Source organism: Acetonema longum DSM 6540 (assembly GCF_000219125.1).
GTDB classification, from domain to species: domain Bacteria; phylum Bacillota; class Negativicutes; order Sporomusales; family Acetonemataceae; genus Acetonema; species Acetonema longum.
The window spans coordinates 74,537-92,808 of the sequence record NZ_AFGF01000240.1 but is presented as its reverse complement, the minus strand read 5'-3'; the positions used below and the strand labels follow the sequence as shown (position 1 = coordinate 92,808).

16 protein-coding genes and 1 other annotated feature are annotated in these 18,272 nt (G+C 51.6%); of the genes, 9 read left to right on the top strand and 7 right to left on the bottom strand.

The window, feature by feature from the left end; translation table 11 throughout:
• The first annotated feature begins 134 nt into the window (after nt 1-134).
• Nucleotides 135-998 carry a DUF3794 domain-containing protein gene (locus ALO_RS18585; RefSeq protein WP_050807053.1) on the top strand — a complete coding sequence of 288 codons (864 nt, stop codon included), beginning with the start codon at nt 135-137 and terminating at the stop codon, nt 996-998.
• 425 nt (nt 999-1,423) lie between these two features.
• Nucleotides 1,424-2,785 (top strand): aminotransferase class V-fold PLP-dependent enzyme, encoded by a 1,362-nt coding sequence (locus tag ALO_RS18580; RefSeq protein ID WP_040293871.1) that lies wholly within the window; start codon nt 1,424-1,426, stop codon nt 2,783-2,785.
• Between the two features lie 286 nt (nt 2,786-3,071).
• Here the strand turns inward: ALO_RS18580 and ALO_RS18575 are convergent, their stop codons facing one another.
• Nucleotides 3,072-3,977 carry a protease complex subunit PrcB family protein gene (locus ALO_RS18575; protein WP_004099213.1) on the bottom strand — a complete coding sequence of 302 codons (906 nt, stop codon included), beginning with the start codon at nt 3,975-3,977 and terminating at the stop codon, nt 3,072-3,074.
• A gap of 285 nt (nt 3,978-4,262) precedes the next feature.
• Between ALO_RS18575 and ALO_RS18565 the strand changes: the two genes are divergently transcribed.
• Both ALO_RS18565 and abc-f read left to right on the top strand, forming a co-directional pair.
• Entirely contained in the window at nt 4,263-4,616 is a 354-nt protein-coding gene (locus tag ALO_RS18565; protein WP_050807056.1) for an HIRAN domain-containing protein, read from the top strand.
• A gap of 378 nt (nt 4,617-4,994) precedes the next feature.
• Nucleotides 4,995-6,629, top strand: coding sequence for a ribosomal protection-like ABC-F family protein (gene abc-f, locus ALO_RS18560; RefSeq protein WP_004099210.1), 1,635 nt, complete (start codon nt 4,995-4,997; stop codon nt 6,627-6,629).
• Between the two features lie 51 nt (nt 6,630-6,680).
• Here the strand turns inward: abc-f and tyrS are convergent, their stop codons facing one another.
• The 5 genes from tyrS to ALO_RS18535 all read right to left on the bottom strand — a co-directional run bounded on the left by tyrS (nt 6,681) and on the right by ALO_RS18535 (nt 11,989).
• Nucleotides 6,681-7,898 carry a tyrosine--tRNA ligase gene (gene tyrS, locus ALO_RS18555; protein ID WP_004099209.1) on the bottom strand — a complete coding sequence of 406 codons (1,218 nt, stop codon included), beginning with the start codon at nt 7,896-7,898 and terminating at the stop codon, nt 6,681-6,683.
• Between the two features lie 47 nt (nt 7,899-7,945).
• Nucleotides 7,946-8,173, bottom strand: a binding site (T-box leader).
• Nucleotides 8,174-8,219: 46 nt separating this feature from the next.
• The gene (locus ALO_RS18550) at nt 8,220-8,630 is read right to left on the bottom strand and encodes a putative ABC transporter permease (RefSeq protein WP_004099207.1); all 411 of its coding nucleotides are present in this window, start codon (nt 8,628-8,630) and stop codon (nt 8,220-8,222) included.
• 186 nt (nt 8,631-8,816) lie between these two features.
• On the bottom strand, nt 8,817-9,809 hold the full coding sequence (locus ALO_RS18545; protein ID WP_040293869.1) for an acyl-CoA dehydratase activase: 993 nt from the start codon (nt 9,807-9,809) through the stop codon (nt 8,817-8,819).
• A 12-nt stretch (nt 9,810-9,821) separates the two neighbouring features.
• On the bottom strand, nt 9,822-10,973 hold the full coding sequence (locus ALO_RS18540; protein ID WP_004099204.1) for a 2-hydroxyacyl-CoA dehydratase: 1,152 nt from the start codon (nt 10,971-10,973) through the stop codon (nt 9,822-9,824).
• Between the two features lie 17 nt (nt 10,974-10,990).
• Nucleotides 10,991-11,989 (bottom strand): acyl-CoA dehydratase activase-related protein, encoded by a 999-nt coding sequence (locus ALO_RS18535; RefSeq protein WP_004099202.1) that lies wholly within the window; start codon nt 11,987-11,989, stop codon nt 10,991-10,993.
• A 383-nt stretch (nt 11,990-12,372) separates the two neighbouring features.
• On the opposite strand from ALO_RS18535, the gene ALO_RS18530 reads away from it, so the two are divergent.
• The 5 genes from ALO_RS18530 (at nt 12,373) to ALO_RS18510 (ending at nt 17,452) form a co-directional block, all read left to right on the top strand.
• Nucleotides 12,373-13,173 carry a glycerophosphoryl diester phosphodiesterase membrane domain-containing protein gene (locus tag ALO_RS18530; RefSeq protein WP_004099200.1) on the top strand — a complete coding sequence of 267 codons (801 nt, stop codon included), beginning with the start codon at nt 12,373-12,375 and terminating at the stop codon, nt 13,171-13,173.
• A gap of 178 nt (nt 13,174-13,351) precedes the next feature.
• Nucleotides 13,352-13,981 (top strand): DUF47 domain-containing protein, encoded by a 630-nt coding sequence (locus ALO_RS18525; RefSeq protein ID WP_004099197.1) that lies wholly within the window; start codon nt 13,352-13,354, stop codon nt 13,979-13,981.
• The gene (locus tag ALO_RS18520; protein ID WP_004099195.1) at nt 13,974-14,972 is read left to right on the top strand and encodes an inorganic phosphate transporter; all 999 of its coding nucleotides are present in this window, start codon (nt 13,974-13,976) and stop codon (nt 14,970-14,972) included. Before ALO_RS18525 ends, ALO_RS18520 begins: the two co-directional genes overlap by 8 nt.
• Nucleotides 14,973-15,524: 552 nt before the next feature.
• Nucleotides 15,525-16,901 carry an amino acid permease gene (locus ALO_RS18515; protein WP_004099193.1) on the top strand — a complete coding sequence of 459 codons (1,377 nt, stop codon included), beginning with the start codon at nt 15,525-15,527 and terminating at the stop codon, nt 16,899-16,901.
• A 215-nt stretch (nt 16,902-17,116) separates the two neighbouring features.
• A complete protein-coding gene (locus ALO_RS18510; protein WP_004099189.1) occupies nt 17,117-17,452 on the top strand; it encodes a DnaJ family domain-containing protein in 336 nt (111 codons plus the stop codon).
• Nucleotides 17,453-17,474: 22 nt separating this feature from the next.
• Here ALO_RS18510 and ALO_RS18505 read toward each other — a convergent pair whose 3' ends face one another.
• Complete coding sequence (locus ALO_RS18505; RefSeq protein WP_004099187.1) at nt 17,475-17,972, bottom strand: CBO0543 family protein; 498 nt, start codon at nt 17,970-17,972, stop codon at nt 17,475-17,477.
• Nucleotides 17,973-18,272 lie beyond the last annotated feature (300 nt).

Below are 18,272 nucleotides of genomic sequence, written 5' to 3'. Positions count from 1 at the left end.
CGACGTAGTAAAGGTTTCGGCGCTTTTTTCTTTGAGTTTTCGCCGGGTATTGCACCCACAGAGGGGTTTTCTGCATATGATGAACAAAAGCAATGGTAGACTAGGAAACTATTGCTTGAGGGAGGGAATTTTCTATGGATCAGGAACGAAAAGAGCCTGAAGTCCAGCGTGCGAAACATCACCATTTCCACCAATCCGGACACGGATACCATGGCGATTACGGTCATCATCATGGCCAGCATACGATGTTATCCAATATGTGCTTCAATCAGGTCGTTGGCCGCGCTGAAGAGCAGAAGACCATTGATATTCATATTTTTGTGCCCCGGCATAAGCCCCTGATTGAGCAGATCGTCGATGTGTTCATTAAGCGGGTTACCGTCACCGATGTCCGGGTGCTTTGCGATGAAGTCATTGTCCGCGGCTGTTTCGAGGTCAAAGCCCTCTATGTCGCCTGCCTGCCGCATCAGCCGGTCCATGCCGTAGAAGTGCGGCGGGTGCGGTTTACCATTGCCGTTCCGATTTCTGGCGCCCGCCGGGGCATGGATGTGGATGCCAGCGTATTTGTGGAATATGTGGATTATGATGTAACGTCAAAAATGCGCCAGGAAAGGCTGAAAGGCTATTCTGGCCACCATGATAAGCATATGGATGGGCCGTGCTGCGATGACGATGGCCATTGGGGCGATTCCAAGTATGGACCGGAAGAAAGCTATTACTGTAATTATGACTTTAAACCCGGGCATAAGCCCCATCATCCTCACCATCCGGGACATCCGGATTGCGACCCGGACCACCATCCCCATCATCCGGGGCATCCCGGCTGCGACCCGCATCATCATCATCATCATGATCATGGGTATTGTTCCTTTGATGTCTGGGTTGTCCTGAAGGCCTGCGTCAAAGTCATGATTGACCGGGAAGTGCTCTATCCCCCGGTTTACCAGCAGGCAGTCCCGCTGCCTATGCCTCCTCTTCCCCTGAAACCCAAGGGCTGATTCAGGAGACCGTTGAAAAAGGCCCATCTGCGTCACTGCAGCCTCCTGCGGGCGGGATCATTCAGAAAACATCCCTTTTCGGTTTCGTATGCAGTAGTCTATTTGGCTGTGACTAGACTGAAAAGTGAGCTGTTCTCTTTCTGATCTCACGATGCTCCGCATCTTTCTAGTATCGTCGTACCTCCCGAACGTACCGTCTGACCGCCCGTCCTCGTCACGCTGTATCAGAATTCGAGACTTTTTGGGAGATTGGTGATAGCGGATGATTTTTCATAAGTCGAAAAGTCACCCGATTCTCCACTAGTACGGAAACGCAAGCGTATTTCCTATCTAGCATCTGAACCTTTTTGAACGGTCCCAGGTTCGAGGCCGCAGATGAGTTTGTAACAAATGATTGAAAACAAAATGACAAAGTGGTGATCAAGATGCCACGTGCAGATAATGATTTTAGACGCTTGGTGGCAGGAGTCAATTTGAAGGTCCCTATAGCCGGCGGGGGAACCGCTACGGCCATAAACTTTGATAACGCGGCTACTACGCCGCCCTTTCATGCGGTTATGAACCGGATTGTGGATTTCGCGCCCTGGTATTCTTCGGTGCACCGGGGAAAAGGCTATAAGTCAGTGCTGTCTTCCGACCTTTATGAAAAGGCCCGGGAGATGGTGCATGAGTTTATCGGGGCAGATCCGTCCCAGGTGGTGATTTTCACCAAAAATACCACTGAATCGGCTAATCTTCTGGCCCACGTTCTGAGAGCCATCCGGCCGGAGCAGATCATTCTCAGCACCGAAATGGAGCATCTGGCCAATGACCTGCCTTGGCGGACCGGTTTTAAAACCGATTATGTCCGGGTGGACTCGGACGGCAGACTGTCTTTGCCCAATCTGGAAGCCAAACTGAGGGCCTATCAGGGAAAGGTCGGTCTGGTGGCGGTGAGCGGCGCCTCCAATGTGACCGGATATATGAATCCCCTCAGTCAGATTGCCCGCACGGCTCATCGCCACGGCGCCAAAATCTTCGTCGATGCGGCCCAATTGGCGTCCCACGCGCCCATCGACATGAAGCCGGTGAATTCGCCGGATCATATTGACTACCTGGCTTTCTCCGCCCATAAGATGTATGCCCCATTTGGCATAGGCGTTCTGATCGGGCCCATGGAGGATTTCACCCAGACCGAACCTTTGCTGGCCGGCGGCGGTGCTGTTGGCCTGGTTTCCCGTCAGTTTGTGGAATGGGGGCCGCCGCCGGCAAGACACGAAGCCGGTACGCCCAATATCATAGGCCTGGTGGCTTTGACGGCGGCTATAGCAACGTTGAATTCCAGTGACTTGCGGTCGGTTCATGCTTACGAAAACGGCTTGATACGCTATGCCATAAACGGGATGAAAGCCATTCCCGGCCTGACTCTTTATTGTATTCCGGATCAGGAGCAATCGGAGGTTGAAGACAACCGGGTCAGCCTGATTTCTTTCAGCCTAAAAGAGGTTTCTCACGGTCTGCTGGCGGAGATTTTGTCGGGAGAAGCGGGGATTGCGGTTCGTAACGGTTTATTTTGCGCTCACCCGTATGTAGAGAAATTGCTGGGACTCACCCAGCAGGAATTGGAATATTATCATGCCCATGAGGATATAGTTGTGCCTGGTTTGGTGAGGATCAGTTTCGGACTGTACAATACCTCCCGGGAAGTGGACATTTTCATTGATCTACTGACCCGCATAGCCCGTAACCCGCGACGGTACATAGAAAAGTATACGCAACGGTGTATGCCGGGCAATGTCTATTGCTAGAGAGGGCCGTTGAAAAAGGCCCATCTGCGTCGTTGCTTCCTGCGGGCGGGCGTTCGACGTACCCTGCGAACGTACAGTCTCACGCCCGTCCTCGTCGCGCTGTATCAGAATTCGTGACTTTTCGGGAGAGTGCTGATAGCGGATGATCTCTCATAAGCCGAAAAGTCACCTGAATTCTCCACTAGTACGGAAACGCAAGCGTTTCTCTTACCTAGCATCTGAACCTTTTTGAACGGCCCCAGGTTGAGGCTGCAGGTGCGTTGTTTAGTAGGGGATTCCGGATGACTTAGCGGAGAACAACGGTATAGGAACGCAGTGTCTTATTGTTCTGGTCTACGAAGGTAATATGCAGCGGACTCCAAAAATTAAGCGCGGTGCGGTCCAGGGACACGATGTCATAGGGTTTGCCGCCGGTTGTCCCCCGTTCATTTGGACGGGGGCTTTTGGTCCTCACCGTGACGGTAATCCGGTCATCGGCAGCGGCGATCTGTTCAATGCCGATGCCGTAACCGTCGGATTTCTCATTGCCTAAAGCGGCATAAAGCACCAGCCGGTTTTGCAGGTCCATGCCTTTGATCCGGTCATAGACCTCCGCCGGGATCCGGCGTTTGCCAGGAGAATCTTGAACCAGGACGCCGAAGCTCAGATCCGCCGGAGCGGAGGAGTCTTGCCAGGTCCAATTGGCAAAGGCGTTGTTCCGGTACATTAGTACCGAATCTGGGATCTCGGCGGCAGTCAGGGTTATATTTTGCTGCGGTTCAAAAAAACTGGCCGGGGTGTAGCTGGCAGGGTATTTCATATTGCCGATGCCGCGGATAACGGTGATTTTCCACTGGGAGAAGCCCTTGCGGGTCAGGTCTACTTTAAAAGTCCGGTCGCCGCTTTTCACCTGGACGGTTGCTTTGGTTCTTGTCTGAGAAAGCAGGGAAAATCGGTCGGTGTTGGGATTAAAACCGTATTTACGGGCATTGGCTTTTACCAGGCTCACCGGGCTGCCGGCCCAGTTAGGCTTGACAGCCTTGTCATAAATCGCAATGTTTTCCAGGTTGAGGGAATTTACCGGGGAAGCCTGGACCTTTGCCGGCAATCCACCCGGCAGCATGGCCGTGGATAGAACGGCAGCGACGGCTACTGCCGCCAGCAGCCGTCTGTATTTTTTTTGCTGGGTTTTTCGTTTGGATTTATGTCGCATGACTGATTTTCCTTTCCGATGATCCGGTTATGATGATCATCCTGTGACTGCGTTTATTCTTATTATTGGCTTCAGGGCCGGCGAACAATCAATACATTTTTTAGTGAATGGCGCTGCCAATAGAATGATGAGCTTGAAATCTGTCCGCATGTTTCATATTCATATAAAGGCGCCGCAAGAGTATATCCTTTCTGTACAGGCGTGGTTTAAGGCTGACTGGAATAGAATATAGTGATAAGTTCTTTGTAACTATCATGCCTGAGAGGCGGTGAATTTTACTTGGAAATGAAACGGTATGTGGCAGTGGTGGGGATGAACCAGTATTTTGGCAGTAATGTGTTTCGCCTGGGAACTGCCTTGAAACTGATAAAAGAGACTGACAATCCCCATGACGGAGAGGCGATCAAGGTAGAGATCGATCCGGTGGGTCAGGTGGGCTATGTGGCCAACAGCACCAATACGGTTCCCCTTGGCTGTCAGAGTGCCGGCCGGATTTATGATACGTTTTGCGACAGTACGTTTGGCGTGGTGAGATTCGTGCTGGAGGATACGGTTATCGCCGAAATCCCACCGATTGAAATCGCCATTCTGGAATCTGATGAGGCCATCGAAATCGTCCATATCGCTTATACCAAATAGTGGCTAATCCGCTGCACTGCAGGTTTTTGGCAATATGCACTCTTGTAAACGAGGACCGGTCCGGGTATAATGAATGTAGCGCCATTTAGCGCGTCCCATTTTAAAGAAAGGAATACGGTACTGCCAACATGCGCTAGTCATCCTTTTTACAACAGCTTTACCAGTATGGCGAACCGGCTTAGGCTGGTTATACTGTTATGGCTTTGGAGAGGATTGACAGGGCATGCGGGGAAGGAAGGGGCCTGTGGAACCTTTTGGTTCTGGCGGTCTGCCTTGCCGGTACTGTCTTTTAGTCTGGATTATGGGACTGTTCCGGTCTCGTAGACTGGGCTTTGTGTGTATACAATCCTCTCCTAAGCAGATTAGGAGGGGTTTTTTTTGTTGGTTTTAGAGCTTAACGATGTGGTCAAAGGATTTGGGGAGCGAATTTTGTTTCGTTTGGACCACTTAAAAGTTTACAGTGGGGAGCGAATCGGCATAGTGGGTTTAAACGGATCCGGCAAGACCACATTGCTGAAAATCATGGCGGGGCTCTTGGCGTCCGATCAGGGCAATGTGAAACAATATGGCCAAACCGCCTATATTGCGCAACTGGATGACAGCCCGCCGGCAGAGGTGGATCCGGTGCTGGCCCGGCAATTCCGGGTTTCGGCTGTTGACTCCGGGGCGATGAGCGGTGGGGAAAAAACCCGGCAAAAGATTGCGGCGGCTTTGAGCGAGAACAGTCAGATCCTGTTTGCCGATGAACCCACCGCCAATTTAGATGAGAAGGGCATCCGGCTGTTGGAGGAAAGGCTGGCGGCTTTTCCCGGCGCAATGATACTGGTCTCCCATGACCGGGAACTGCTGGATGCGCTCTGTGACCGGATCATTGAACTGGAAAGCGGCGCCATGAGAATGTACCAGGGAAATTACAGCAGCTATCAGGCGCAAAAGGCTGCTCAGCTTGAACGGCAGGAGTTTGAATACGGACAGTATCTGCGGGAAAAACGGAAACTGGAAGCCGCCGCGGAAGACCGCCGGCAAAGGGCCCAGACCATGCGCAAAACGCCGGCCCGCATGGGAAACTCTGAAGCCCGGCTGCATAAGATGGGCAATCAAAAGGCCAAAGCCAATCTGGATAAAGCCGTGAAGGCTATGGAATCCCGCCTGGAGCAGCTGGAGTTGAAAGAGCGTCCCAAAGCTCCGGCTCAGATGAAGCTGGACCTGGCGGCGGCGGATATCCACAGCAAGGTGCTGATTCAGGGTAAAGGGGTTTGTCAGACTTTTGGCGAAAAAGTGCTGTTCAACCGGGCGGATTTTACGGTCTTTAACGGCCGGCGTACTGCCGTCATAGGCCCTAACGGCAGCGGCAAGACCACTCTGCTGTCGATGATCCTGTATGGCCATCCGGGCATTACTGTGTCTTCATCACTGAAGATCGGCTATTTCCGGCAGGATATGAGCATTCTCACGCCTGAGAAAACTCTGTTGGCAAATGTGTTGGAGACCAGCGCGTATGATGAGAATTTTGTCCGCCTGACTTTGGCCAGGCTGCTGTTCAAAGGCGATGCGGTCTATAAGGCGGCGGGGATGCTGAGCGGGGGAGAAAGGGTGCGGGTCTGTCTGGCCCGGATTCTTTTAAGCGACGTGAATATGCTGATACTGGATGAGCCTACTAACTATCTGGACATCCCTTCCCTGGAGGCGGTGGAGGGAGTGTTGGCAGAGTATCCGGGAAACCTGCTGTTTGTGTCCCATGACCGGCGATTTGTCAATAAGGTGGCCACTGACCTGCTGCTGATTCAGGACCAGGGTATCCGGCAATTTCCCGGCAATTACGCGCAGTATCAGGAGACTTTGTCCCGGTCCCGGAAAAATCAGCCTGAAGCCGATCCGGCAGCCCGTCTGGTATTGGAGCACCGCTTGTCAGAACTGGTGAGCCGGCTGGCCGCTCCGGGCAAGAAGGATAATGCGGTTCAACTGGATCGGGAGTACCGGGAGGTACTGGCTCAGCTTAAGCAATTGCGATAAAAAGGCGCCGCATCGCGTTTATAACGCTTTGCGGCGCTTTTTTATTTTCTTTTACTCAACCACAATCCGGTGGTAGGTCTTTTTCCCTTTGCGCAGCAGCAGGCTGTTATTTTCAAATAAATCGGCGGTCAGGATCATTTCCTGGTCTGTCACTTTATCGTTGCCCAGGTATAACCCTCCCTGAGTGATTAAGCGGCGGCCTTCGCTTTTGGAAGGGAAGATGCCGGCAGCAGTCAGAACATCCAGCAGTTTGGTCCCCAGGTCGGAGGGGGAGATGGTGACAGTGGGGGCGTTGTCGAGAGCGCCGGCGCCGCCGAACAGAGCTTCGGCGGCCTGCTGAGCTTTGAGAGCTTCCTCTTCGCTGTGGATCAGCTTGGTTACTTCAAAGGCCAGGGTTTTCTTGGCGATATTGATTTCCTGGTCCTTGAGAGCCCCCAGGCGCCTGACTTCATCCATGGACAGGAAGGTCAGGAGCGCCAGGCATTTTTCCACATCAGCATCGTCGATGTTGCGCCAGTATTGGTAGAAGTCATAGGGGGAAGTCTTTTCCGCGTCCAGCCAGAGGGCGCCTCTTTCGGTTTTGCCCATCTTGCGGCCATCGCTGGTGGTCAGCAGGGTGAAAGTCAGGCCAAAGGCTGGCTTGGCCTCTTTGCGGCGGATGAGCTCCACACCGGCCAGGATGTTGGACCATTGGTCATTGCCGCCCATTTGCATAACGCAGTCGTAGCGGCGGTTAAGTTCAAGAAAATCAAAGGCCTGCATGATCATGTAGTTGAACTCCAGGAAGGTCAGGCCTTTTTCCATCCGCTGCTTAAAGCATTCCGCGGTCAGCATACGGTTGACCGAGAAGTGGACCCCCACATCCCGCAGCATCTGGACGTAGTTCTGGACCAGCAGCCAGTCGGCGTTATTGGCCATCAGGGCCCGCCCATGGGAAAAATCAATGAATTTCTGCATCTGTTTTTTGAAGCAGTCGCCGTTGTGTTGGATGGTTTCCTGGGTCATCATTTTGCGCATGTCAGTTTTGCCGCTGGGGTCGCCGACCATGGCGGTTCCGCCTCCGATCAGGCAGATGGGGCGGTGTCCGGCCCGCTGCATATGGGCCATGACCATCATGCCCAGAAAGTGCCCCACATGCAGGCTGTCAGCTGTAGGATCAAAACCGATATAGAAAGTGATTTTTTCTTTCTCTAAGAGTTCTTTAATTTCCGCCTCATGGGTTAATTGTTCGATAAAGCCGCGTTCCTGCAGCACTTCTAAAACAGACATTTTAATTCTGATCCTCCTCAATAAAAATAAAATAACCCGTCCCTGAAAACAGGGACGGGATAACCCGCGGTACCACCCAAATTGCCGGTAAAAGCCGCTTACAGAAGGTATGAAGCCTTCCGGCCTGATAACGGCGGCCTGCCGGCGCAGCCTACTCGCATTCTTTCGGCCTGCTGCTCCCGGGTGTATTTCAGCCAGTCCGCTTACCGGGTTGCACCGTCCCCCGGCTCTCTGTGAAGCTTGACTCACTTACTTCTCCCGTTCTTTGCATTTGGTAGCCTTATGCTGTTATGTGTAATATAACAGGCCGGTTAGGTATTGTCAAGAGATGCCCTTTTGCTGCAGATAAGCATGAAACCGTTCAAAGACAAACCCCGCCCCAAACCATACCGGGGCGTAATCCAGGCGGATCAAACCATGCAGGTGCCAGGGGGCCTGGGAATAGTTCCAGGGACTTTGTCCCACCGCCAGGCGAATAATCCAGCCGGTCAGGTATTCGATACCAAAAAAGATGGCCATCCACAACAACCCTCTTACCGGCCAGGGCCAGTCGGCGATCCGGTCATGAACCGGTTCCAGAAACACAACTACCCCGTAGATGGGAAACATCCACAGGTAAGTCTGCGCCGTCAGCCGGGCATCACCGGCCAGGAGAGACCCCAGTCCGGTCCAAAGAACCTCCAGGCACCAGCCGGATAGACCGTAGAGAGTAAAGCGGGCCAAACTAATCATAAGTATAGTTTGGCCCGCTTTATTACTCCTATACTCTCGTTATGAACTTATCTTATGCCACGGACCGTTCAAAAAGGTCCAGATGCTAGGCGGAACGAGGACGGAAGCGGAGTCGTACTGGAAGTACGTCGGAGCGCCCGCCCGCAGTGACAACGACGCAGATGGGCCTTTTTGAACGGTCCCCTTCTAGACGACAGGCACTAAGCTACTCGCCCATTTACCGCACTTATCCCCCCAGATCGCGACCACCTCACCGTCCATCGTAACCTTTACCACTTCGCAGACATTGGGGCAGCCGTTGCAGGCGAAGCTGGAGGGGTTGAACTCGGTGGCGAGGGCCTTCTTGCCCCGGTAAGTTGTGGGTTTGCCGGTCAGGTCGGCCTGCTCACGGGCCAGAATGGCTGCGCCGATGGCCCCCATCACGGTAAAATGGCGGGGGATAATCACATCTTGACCGATTTCCTGTTTGAAGGCAGCCGCAATCCCCTTATTGCAGGCTACACCTCCCTGGAAGACGAAAGGCGGCAACATTTCCCGGCCCCGGCCCAGGTTATTGATATAGTTGCGCACCAGGGCCTCACACAGGCCGCGGATGATTTCAGCTTTAGAAAAACCGTACTGCTGCTTGGCGATCATGTCTGACTCGGCGAATACGGTGCAGCGGCCGGCGATGCGGACGCTGGATGTGGCGCTTAAGGCCAGATCGCCGAATTCCTGAATGGGAACTTTCAGCCGTTCAGCCTGGTGGTCGAGAAAAGAGCCAGTGCCGGCGGCGCAGATGGTATTCATAGCAAAATCCGTTACCATTTGGTTGCGGATTACGATGATTTTGGAATCCTGGCCGCCGATCTCAAAAATCGTGCGCACATCCGGATGATAGGTGACAGTGGCGGTGGCGTGGGCCGTAATTTCATTTTTAACCACATCGGCGCCGATCAGCAGTCCGGCCAATTGACGGCCGCTGCCGGTGGCGCCGGCAGCGACGATGTTCAGGCCTCCCATATTGTCGAACATGTCGGCCAAAGCCCGTCTGACCGAAGGCAGAGGTTGGCCCTCGGTGCGGGTATAAGAAGAAAATAAGACTTCATTATCCCGGTCAACCAGTACGATATTAATGCTGACCGAGCCTACGTCGATTCCCAGACAAACATCTTTATTCAAGGTATCAGCCTCCAACATCAAACAATGCTATCAGCAAGCTCCGACGGTTACAGCCGTCGGAACCGCGCCTTGCCGGCGTTTTTGGTTCATGATCAGATCGATAAAGGCTTCGATCCGGGTTTGGCTGTTCGCCGTTCCCATCTGTTCGTCCAGAGCCAGGGACAAGATGGGCAGGTTCAGCTCCTGGGAAAGCCGGGGAATAATGCTTTGGGTGACCAGCTCCGGCAGGCAGGCGAAAGGCATCAGGTGGATGATGCCGTCAACCCCCTGTTCCCGGAAGGTGATAATATGAGCGATATTTTCCTTGTCATGTCCGCCCAGATTGATTTTTAGGTAGGGGGTGGCTTTTTCCAGGATTTTTTCCTCATAGGACTTTTTCCAGGGCAGCAGGCTGATTTTGTCCTGGAGCCAGTGGGACACATACTGGGAACTGACCACCTGGACTCCCAGGGCCGCCAGTTTCTGTTCGATTTCCAGGTTGGCATGGCCTTCCATGGTCACATAGATTTCGCCGACGATGCCGACCTTTACCGTAGGCTGGGTCTGAGACCGCAAGGGTATCTGACGGATCAGACGCAACGATTCTTCTTCCAGTTCGTCTACCTCCCGTACCGAGCGGCACTGGTCAAACAGATTGACGATGCGGTCCCACACCCGGCTGAAGTCTCCCCTGGTCTGCTCGAAGGCCCGCAGCAAGCGGATCTGGCTTTCCAGCCGGTCCAGAGCCGCCAGCATCAGATAGCAAAAGCGGAAGGTCTTCAGGAAATACCACCAGGAATAACGTCCTTTTAGCTTCCGGATATGGCCGAGGAATTCCCGGGGATGTAAAAACAGCGAATCAAAGACAAAAAAAGGGACCTCATATCCCAGACTCTTCAGGATCCGCTGATGCACCTCGGCGTAAAAGCCGGCCCGGCAGGAGCCGTCGCCGCCGGTGGTCACCACTCCCTGCGCGCCTCGTTCTATGGATTCGATATAGGTGCCCATCAGGCATTTGAACGGAAAGCACAAAAACTCCGGGCTGTATTTCGTACCCAGATCCATCGTCCGCTGCGTCGGCTTTTGCGGCATGACAACTTCATGGTCAAAGGCTTCCAACAGCCGTTTATAAATCACAATCGGCCCCATATGGGGAAAAGTCAGCTTCATAGTATCTCCCTCGGAAATCATTTTCAAAACCATTAATGCTCCTGCGGCCCCTACGCGAACTGGTGTTTGCGGTGGATCATATCTAAAAACGCCTCGACCCTGGTGGCCAAATGCGCCTCGCCGGAGTGTTCATCCACCCGAATAGTCATAAAGGGCTTAGTTTGTTCCGCCGCCGTAAACTCAAGCATTCTGCCCAGCAGCGAATCCGGACCGCAGCCAAAGGCCGTCACGTGAATCAGACCGTCGATGGCCGGATCATCAAAAAAGCTGTAACCCGCACCTAACAGCTTGTTGGAGAAGGTCCAGGGAAGAGATTTGTGCATAGGCCGCAGCTTATCCACGATGGGCTGATCATCCAGCATCTCAAAGGTGGTTACCTGAGCCCCCGTGGCTCGCAGGCGTTTGATGATATCCATGCCGATGAAGGAATCGTAGATATTATAGACATAACCCAGGAGACCGATTGTGACCTGGGGCGGCCCCGGCGGCTCAGACAACCGGGCAAAGGGCAGAAGGCCGTCCTTTGTCCCCTGCAGTTTGAGGAGAGCCTCATCGATGGTCAGTCCCTGACGGTGGTACTGACGAAAGATGTCCCAGGTCTGACGGGCAGCCGCAAGGGCCGATTTAACTTTCCGGGACCCGATGCCCAGGCGGTTGGTGAAGGACTGAATATCCGCCAGGTCAGAGATGGATTCCTGCCGGCAGTATACGTCCGGGTCTAAGATGCGTCCTCTAAGCTCAGGCATAATATGCAGCATCATATCCGGCAGACCGAGAAACTTAGGGCAGAAATGTTTGTGTTTTTCCACCGATATCATGCGGGGGATAAATACATAGTCCACATCCTGCTTCAGCAGCGCCGCTGCATGGCCGCAGAAAATTTTGATCGGCAGGCAAATTTCAGCCACTGAATGCTTGACTCCGTCATCCACCATCTGTTTGGTGGTCGGTCCGGATATGACAGTCTCCACCCCCAGACTGGTGAAAAAAGTCTGCCACAGAGGGTTGTAATAATAATAAAGCAAAGCCCGCGGCAGTCCAAGGATCATAATCTCACCTCTTAGCCAAGTTGTGCTTTGAAAAATGTGTGGAAGCAATGCCGAAAAATTTGTTAATCAATTGATTAATCATAGAAATCATAGCACAAAATATGGCTGAGGTACAAGAAGAATATCCCAGATGAATGGAGTTGCGATCTCTTGGAAGAAAGAGATCCGGAATTTAAATTTGTTAAAATGTGTGATTAGATCGAATTTTGTCGTTCATACGGCTGAAATTAAAAAAATAGGGGACTCATGTCTAATTGTCAAGCAATAGTGTAAAATGTTACAATTTAGGTTAGAAATTTAAATTGTAACATGATTTGGCAAAGAATTTTTTGGTCGACCAGAGGGAAAGGGCAATTCGGGAGCAACAGAAAGGAGCAGGGAACATGAACCAGTACCAGGAAACGATCAGGGAATACGACCGCAATGAAATATGGCAAATCAGCTGGTCGGTGTTTACTTCTCAGTTTAAATCGATTTTGATAATAATGATGTTGTTTTACATACCGATGAACGGACTTCTGATGATATTGGAAAGCTTTTTGCATTGCTTTACCGATCTGGAAATATATTATCGCGCTTCCGTAATTGTAGAATTTTTATTCTGGGCCCTGGCATCCATGGGAATCGCCGTGGTGGTGGAGGACACCTTGCTTGGCAACGATGTCAGCTGGCTCAACGCGATGGGCCGTGCCTTCTCTCACTGGAAAATCTGCCTGCAGACCAATGTGCTGCAGGGATTGATTATTTTGGGATTTCTGCTGTTGTTTGTTTTTCCGGGGGTTATCTGGGCCGTGAATTATGCCTTTGCCATCCAGGTGGTGGTGCTGCGGGAAATGAGCGGCAAGTCAGCTCTGGAATACAGCGCATCCCTGGTCCGGGGACGCTGGGAGAAAATTTTTGGCTTTTTGCTGCTGTTTGGGGGAGGCATCGTGATTATCACCCAAGGGATAAGCTATGTTTTATCCCGCATCCCGATGGTTTTCGCCAGAGTTCCTGATCTGGCGATGTTCAGCGGCATTGTGACCGATGTGGCGACGACCTTTTTTTCGGTAGTCTGTACGGTTTTGTTTCTCCATCTGGAATATCTGTATGACAAGAGGCAGGAAGAAAAACATCAGGAAAACAGCGCTGTTGAGCCGAAACAGTCTCAGCCTGCTGCGTCCATGGCTGTTGAAATGCACTAGTTCATCCTTCCGGCGACATTCTGCGAACCATTTTGCCCTTACGGCGGAATGGTTTTTTTATGCCCTAACAATTGTTTTCCATTATTCTTTTTCTGATTGATTATGGTATAATCAATCAGGGAATGTTAACTTTTGATTAAAAACGTGTTAAGGATTGTTAATTTTTGGAGGAGTAGACGTGGCATTTCATATCAAGCCAAAAGAGGAAAAGTTCTATCAGTTTTTATCGGGGCAGGGCGAGTTGGTGCATCGGGCGACCGATGTGTTTTATCAGGCGGTCCAGGACCCGGAGAAGCTGACGGATTTGCTGGAGCAAATCGACGGTATTGAACGGGAAGCCGATAGCATTACGGATAAAGTGATAAAAAAGCTGGGAAAAACGTTTATTACTCCTTTTGACAGGGAAGATATCTATACCCTGACCCAGAAGCTGGACGATTTTGTTGATGGGATCAAACGGATTATCGAACGCCTGCATTTATATAATGCCGGTCCCCTGCCATCAGGAGCTTTGGAACTAGCCGAACAGATCCTTAAAGCGGCCAAGCAGATCGAAAAATCCTGCGCCTATCTGGCAGATCTGAAGAAGAACCAGCTCAAGCTGGAAGTTCGCTGTAAGCGGATGGCCGCCATCGAGGCCGAGGGGGACGTGGTGTATCGCCGGGAGATGGCCAGGCTGTTCCGGGAGTGCCGGGACCCGATTGAGGTCATTAAATGGAAAGAAATCTATGAGCATTTTGAAGATCTTCTGGATATCTCGGAGGATATTGCCGATTTACTGAAAAAGGTTGTGCTGAAATATGCCTGATCTGTATTTGGTGTATTTGGTCGTATTCTTGGCAGTAGTCTTCGACTATATCAACGGGTTCCATGACACAGCCAACGCCATCGCCACTTCGGTATCCACTCGGGCCATTCCGCCCCGGTATGCTGTCTGGATGGCGGCCTGTCTGAACTTTATCGGCGCTTTATACAGCACCGGCGTGGCCAAGACCATTGGCAGCGATATTGTCCAGTCGCCTGATCTAGTCAATCAGCAGGTGATCGTGGCCGCCCTGATCGGTGCTATCGCCTGGAACCTGATTACCTGGTGGTACGGGATTCCCAGCAGTTCTTCCCATGCTTTGATTGGGGGTATTGTCGGGGCTGTGCTGTGCAGCCAGGGGGCCTACGCCTTGAAATGGAGCGGCATTGAGAAGATCGTGCTGTCTTTGATTCTGTCGCCGATGCTCGCGTTGGTCAGTGGTTATCTGGTCATGGTGGTCTTATTGTGGATTTTCGGCCGGCAGTCGCCGTCGGTCGTCAATTTCGGCTTCAAACGGTTCCAACTTTTTTCGGCCGGCTTAATGTCCTTTTCCCACGGGGCCAATGATGCGCAAAAGGCCATGGGGATCATTACTCTGGCTCTCCTGAGCGCCGGCCAGATTTCAACCTTTGAAGTTCCTACCTGGGTGAAACTCGTCTGCGCCGGCGCTATGGCGATGGGGACTGCTGTTGGCGGCTGGAAAATCATTAAGACTATGGGCGGCAAAATATCTAAACTCGAACCGATTAACGGGTTTGCTGCTGATCTCAATTCGGCCCTGGTCATACTGAGCGCGACCCATTTTCATCTGCCAGTCAGCACCACCCATGTAGTCTCCGGCTCCATCATGGGTGTAGGATCGGTAAAACGGCTGTCAGCTGTCCGCTGGGGCGTGGCCCGGCAAATGGTTTTTGCCTGGGTTCTGACCATTCCTTTGAGCGCTATAACCGGAGCGTTAGTCTACAAAGCAGTTCATTATTTTTGGCCGGTCTAACCGGGAGATGCCTGAACCGTGTGGTCAGACAAACAAGATATGCAATGAGTCGAAGTTGACAGAGATCCGTGTACCGCGGGTCTTTTTTCTTTTGATTTATTATCTCGTGCTGGCAACACTGTAATTTTTCCGGGATCTTTTGATCTGTCCCGTACTGATGGAATTGAAACTTTACAATTGTCCTTCTTGAGAACACATATATTCTTCATTGTTTTTTATTGTGGATTGCCCAAAAATGCTGAAAACATGGCAACGACTATAGAAACTTTGGCGGATAGAGGGTATGCGATTTTAATCATGACGCATCACAAATGAGAATATAATTTAATAGATGTCAACAGGGGAAAGACAAAAATGTCTTTTCAATGAAGACGAATTGTGCTACACTGTAAATAATTTATAGATTATTCCAAATTATTCAATTTATCTAATTGGCAGTCCTATCAAGATCTTGGCGGAAAAATAAGAAAGTCCAAGGGCACAAACCCTTGAACTGTTAAAAATCTCGGGTTTTCGCGAGACTATTACCAAAAAGAAAAGGAGGAGATTAAGTTGAATCTGTTTCGTACTCGCAGTATTAGTTCCCTGTTAACCGTTGCGTCGGAAAAAGGACTGAGAAAAACCCTGGGGGCGGCTGACTTAGTTCTGTTTGGCATCGGCTGTATCATCGGGACCGGCATCTTCGTACTAACCGGGGTGGCGGCTGCCAAATTCGCCGGTCCCGGCATCATGCTATCCTTTGTGTTATCCGGTCTGGCCTGTGTGTTTGCCGCTTTGGCCTATGCCGAACTGGCAGCCATGGTTCCGGTAGCCGGCAGCGCTTACACCTACTCTTATGCCGCTTTAGGTGAGGTCGTCGCCTGGATCGTAGGGTGGGATTTGGTGCTGGAATATTCGGTAGGATCAAGCGCCGTTGCTGCCGGCTGGTCGGCTTATATGGTCGGCTTATTGAAAGCAGGCGGTATCAATCTGCCCCACGCCCTTACGGCGGTTCCCGCTGACGGCGGTATTATCAATCTGCCGGCGGTATTCATCGTGCTGTTCCTTACTTTCTTGCTGGTCAGGGGGACCCGGGAAAGCGCAACGGTAAACAAAGTTCTGGTGATAATCAAATTGGCCGCCGTGTTTATTTTCCTGGCGCTGGCTGTGCCTAAGGTCAATCCGGCCAACTGGTCGCCGTTCCTGCCCTATGGTTTCTCCGGCGTGGCCACCGGCGCGGCGATTATCTTTTTCGCTTACATCGGTTTTGACGCTGTTGCCACTGCGGCGGAAGAAACGAGAAACCCCAATCGTGATTTACCGATTGGCATTATCGGTTCCCTGGTAGTCTGCACCCTGCTCTATATCGCGGTAGCAGCTGTGCTGACCGGGGTCGTACCTTATACTCAGCTGGATAACGCCGAACCGGTAGCCTATGCGCTCCGGGCGATCGGGTTTAATATCGGCTCGGCATTGGTTGCGACCGGCGCCATTGCCGGTATTACCACTGTGCTGCTGGTGCTGATGTACGGACAAAGCCGGATTTTCTTCGTTATGTCACGGGATGGGCTGCTGCCGTCCGCCATCAGCAAGGTACATCCCCGTTTCGGTACTCCTTATGCCATCACGATCATTGCCGGCGTAGCGGTCGCTTTAATCTCCGGTTTACTGCCTATCGGCCTCATTGCCGAACTTACGAACATCGGCACATTGTTTGCCTTCGTTCTGACTTCACTGGGCGTACTGGTGCTGCGCTACACCCGTCCTGATCTTCCGCGTCCCTTCCGCTGCCCGGCGGTTAAGCTGGTGGCGCCGCTGGCAGTTATCTCCTGCACTTACCTGATGATCAATTTGCCCTGGGAAACCTGGGTGCGCTTTATCGCTTGGGCGGCCATCGGCATCTTTGTCTATCTGTTTTATGGATACAAACACAGCCTATTGAACAAGTAATGACAGCCGTCTAAGCCTGATTGCCCGCAATCTGGCGATGACCCGGGCTGTCGTGGAACAACAGCCTGAAAGAAAAAACGGTAACCGGCATATCATTAACCGGGAACCGTTTTTTCTTGTAAGACAGGAATTTGAACTTGTCTTTTTGATTCAAATTCTTCTGAGAATATGATACATTATCAATAGTGATTTTTCTAAAGGGGAAGGCGGTCGCTATGGACGCATTATTTAAACTGGCGGAAGAAAGGATTCAGCAGGCTATCGAAAACGGGGAACTGGATAACCTGCCGGGCCAGGGCAAGCCGCTGGCTGACGACGACTGCCGCCAGGTTCCGCCTGAACTGCGGATGGCCTACAGAGTCCTGAAAAATAACGGCCTCATGCCGCAGGAAATGGAACTCCGGCGGGAGATTCTTCATCTGGAAAAGCTGCTGGCCAAGTGCCGTCAGGACACTGAATCAGGCCTTCAGGCCCAGGCGCTGCAGAAAAAACTGCTGGAGAAACATCTGCAGTTCAATATTATGATGGACAAACGGCGAATGCGGCGTTAGCGTTTTTCTCTTTGAAAAAGAATCAGCGGTATCCCCGGACCTTTCTGCCGTCAAACCGTTGGCACCCCCAGCCAAAGAAGGCCAGGAACAGCCGGGATAATAAAAAGACAATCGTTAAGGTGTAAAAGCTGGTAAACCAGCTCCAGTCGATATAGCGAATCAAATTAGTATTTATTTCTATAATATATTCCGCCGCAGTGAGTCCCGCGCTGAAGGCCAGGGCATAACCTATCACAGCGGCGATACCCCGCTGGCGGGTAATTTGATTGTATAAAATGCATAGTACCGGGAGAATCCAGAGTTCGAAGAGAATACTGGTTTCATAGTAATGGGGCAGAAGCCGGACGGGATATTCGATCAGCTTCAGGCTGACCACCGGGCTTCCCCAGATGAAATCCAGCAGGCCCTGATACAGGAAGAGAGCGATCCAATCCCGGAAATAATGCCAGTCTACGGTAAAAATCAGGAGAAAAAGGGCAATGAGGGCTGATATGGTGGTAATGATTTGCTCCGGGGTCATCGTGGGCACTTTCCTTTCGATTATAACTCTTTGAAATTATTTTTCCTGTAAAGTAACAAAAATACACCTGTAAATCAATTTTGCGTAAAATAAAAAGCTCCCGGTTTCCCGAGAGCGTACTATTCCGAGCAACGGAGTCACCCCCAGCCTGCAAGGGGTTCCCCAACCCACCTACAAGCCCCACTACTCCGTTGCCGCAATTGTTATTATACCACACGCTGTCCAATTTTCAATCGCAATCCACCTATTATCAATAAAAAAATAGCCGCAAAAGTAAAAATTTTAATTAAATGGAGGAGA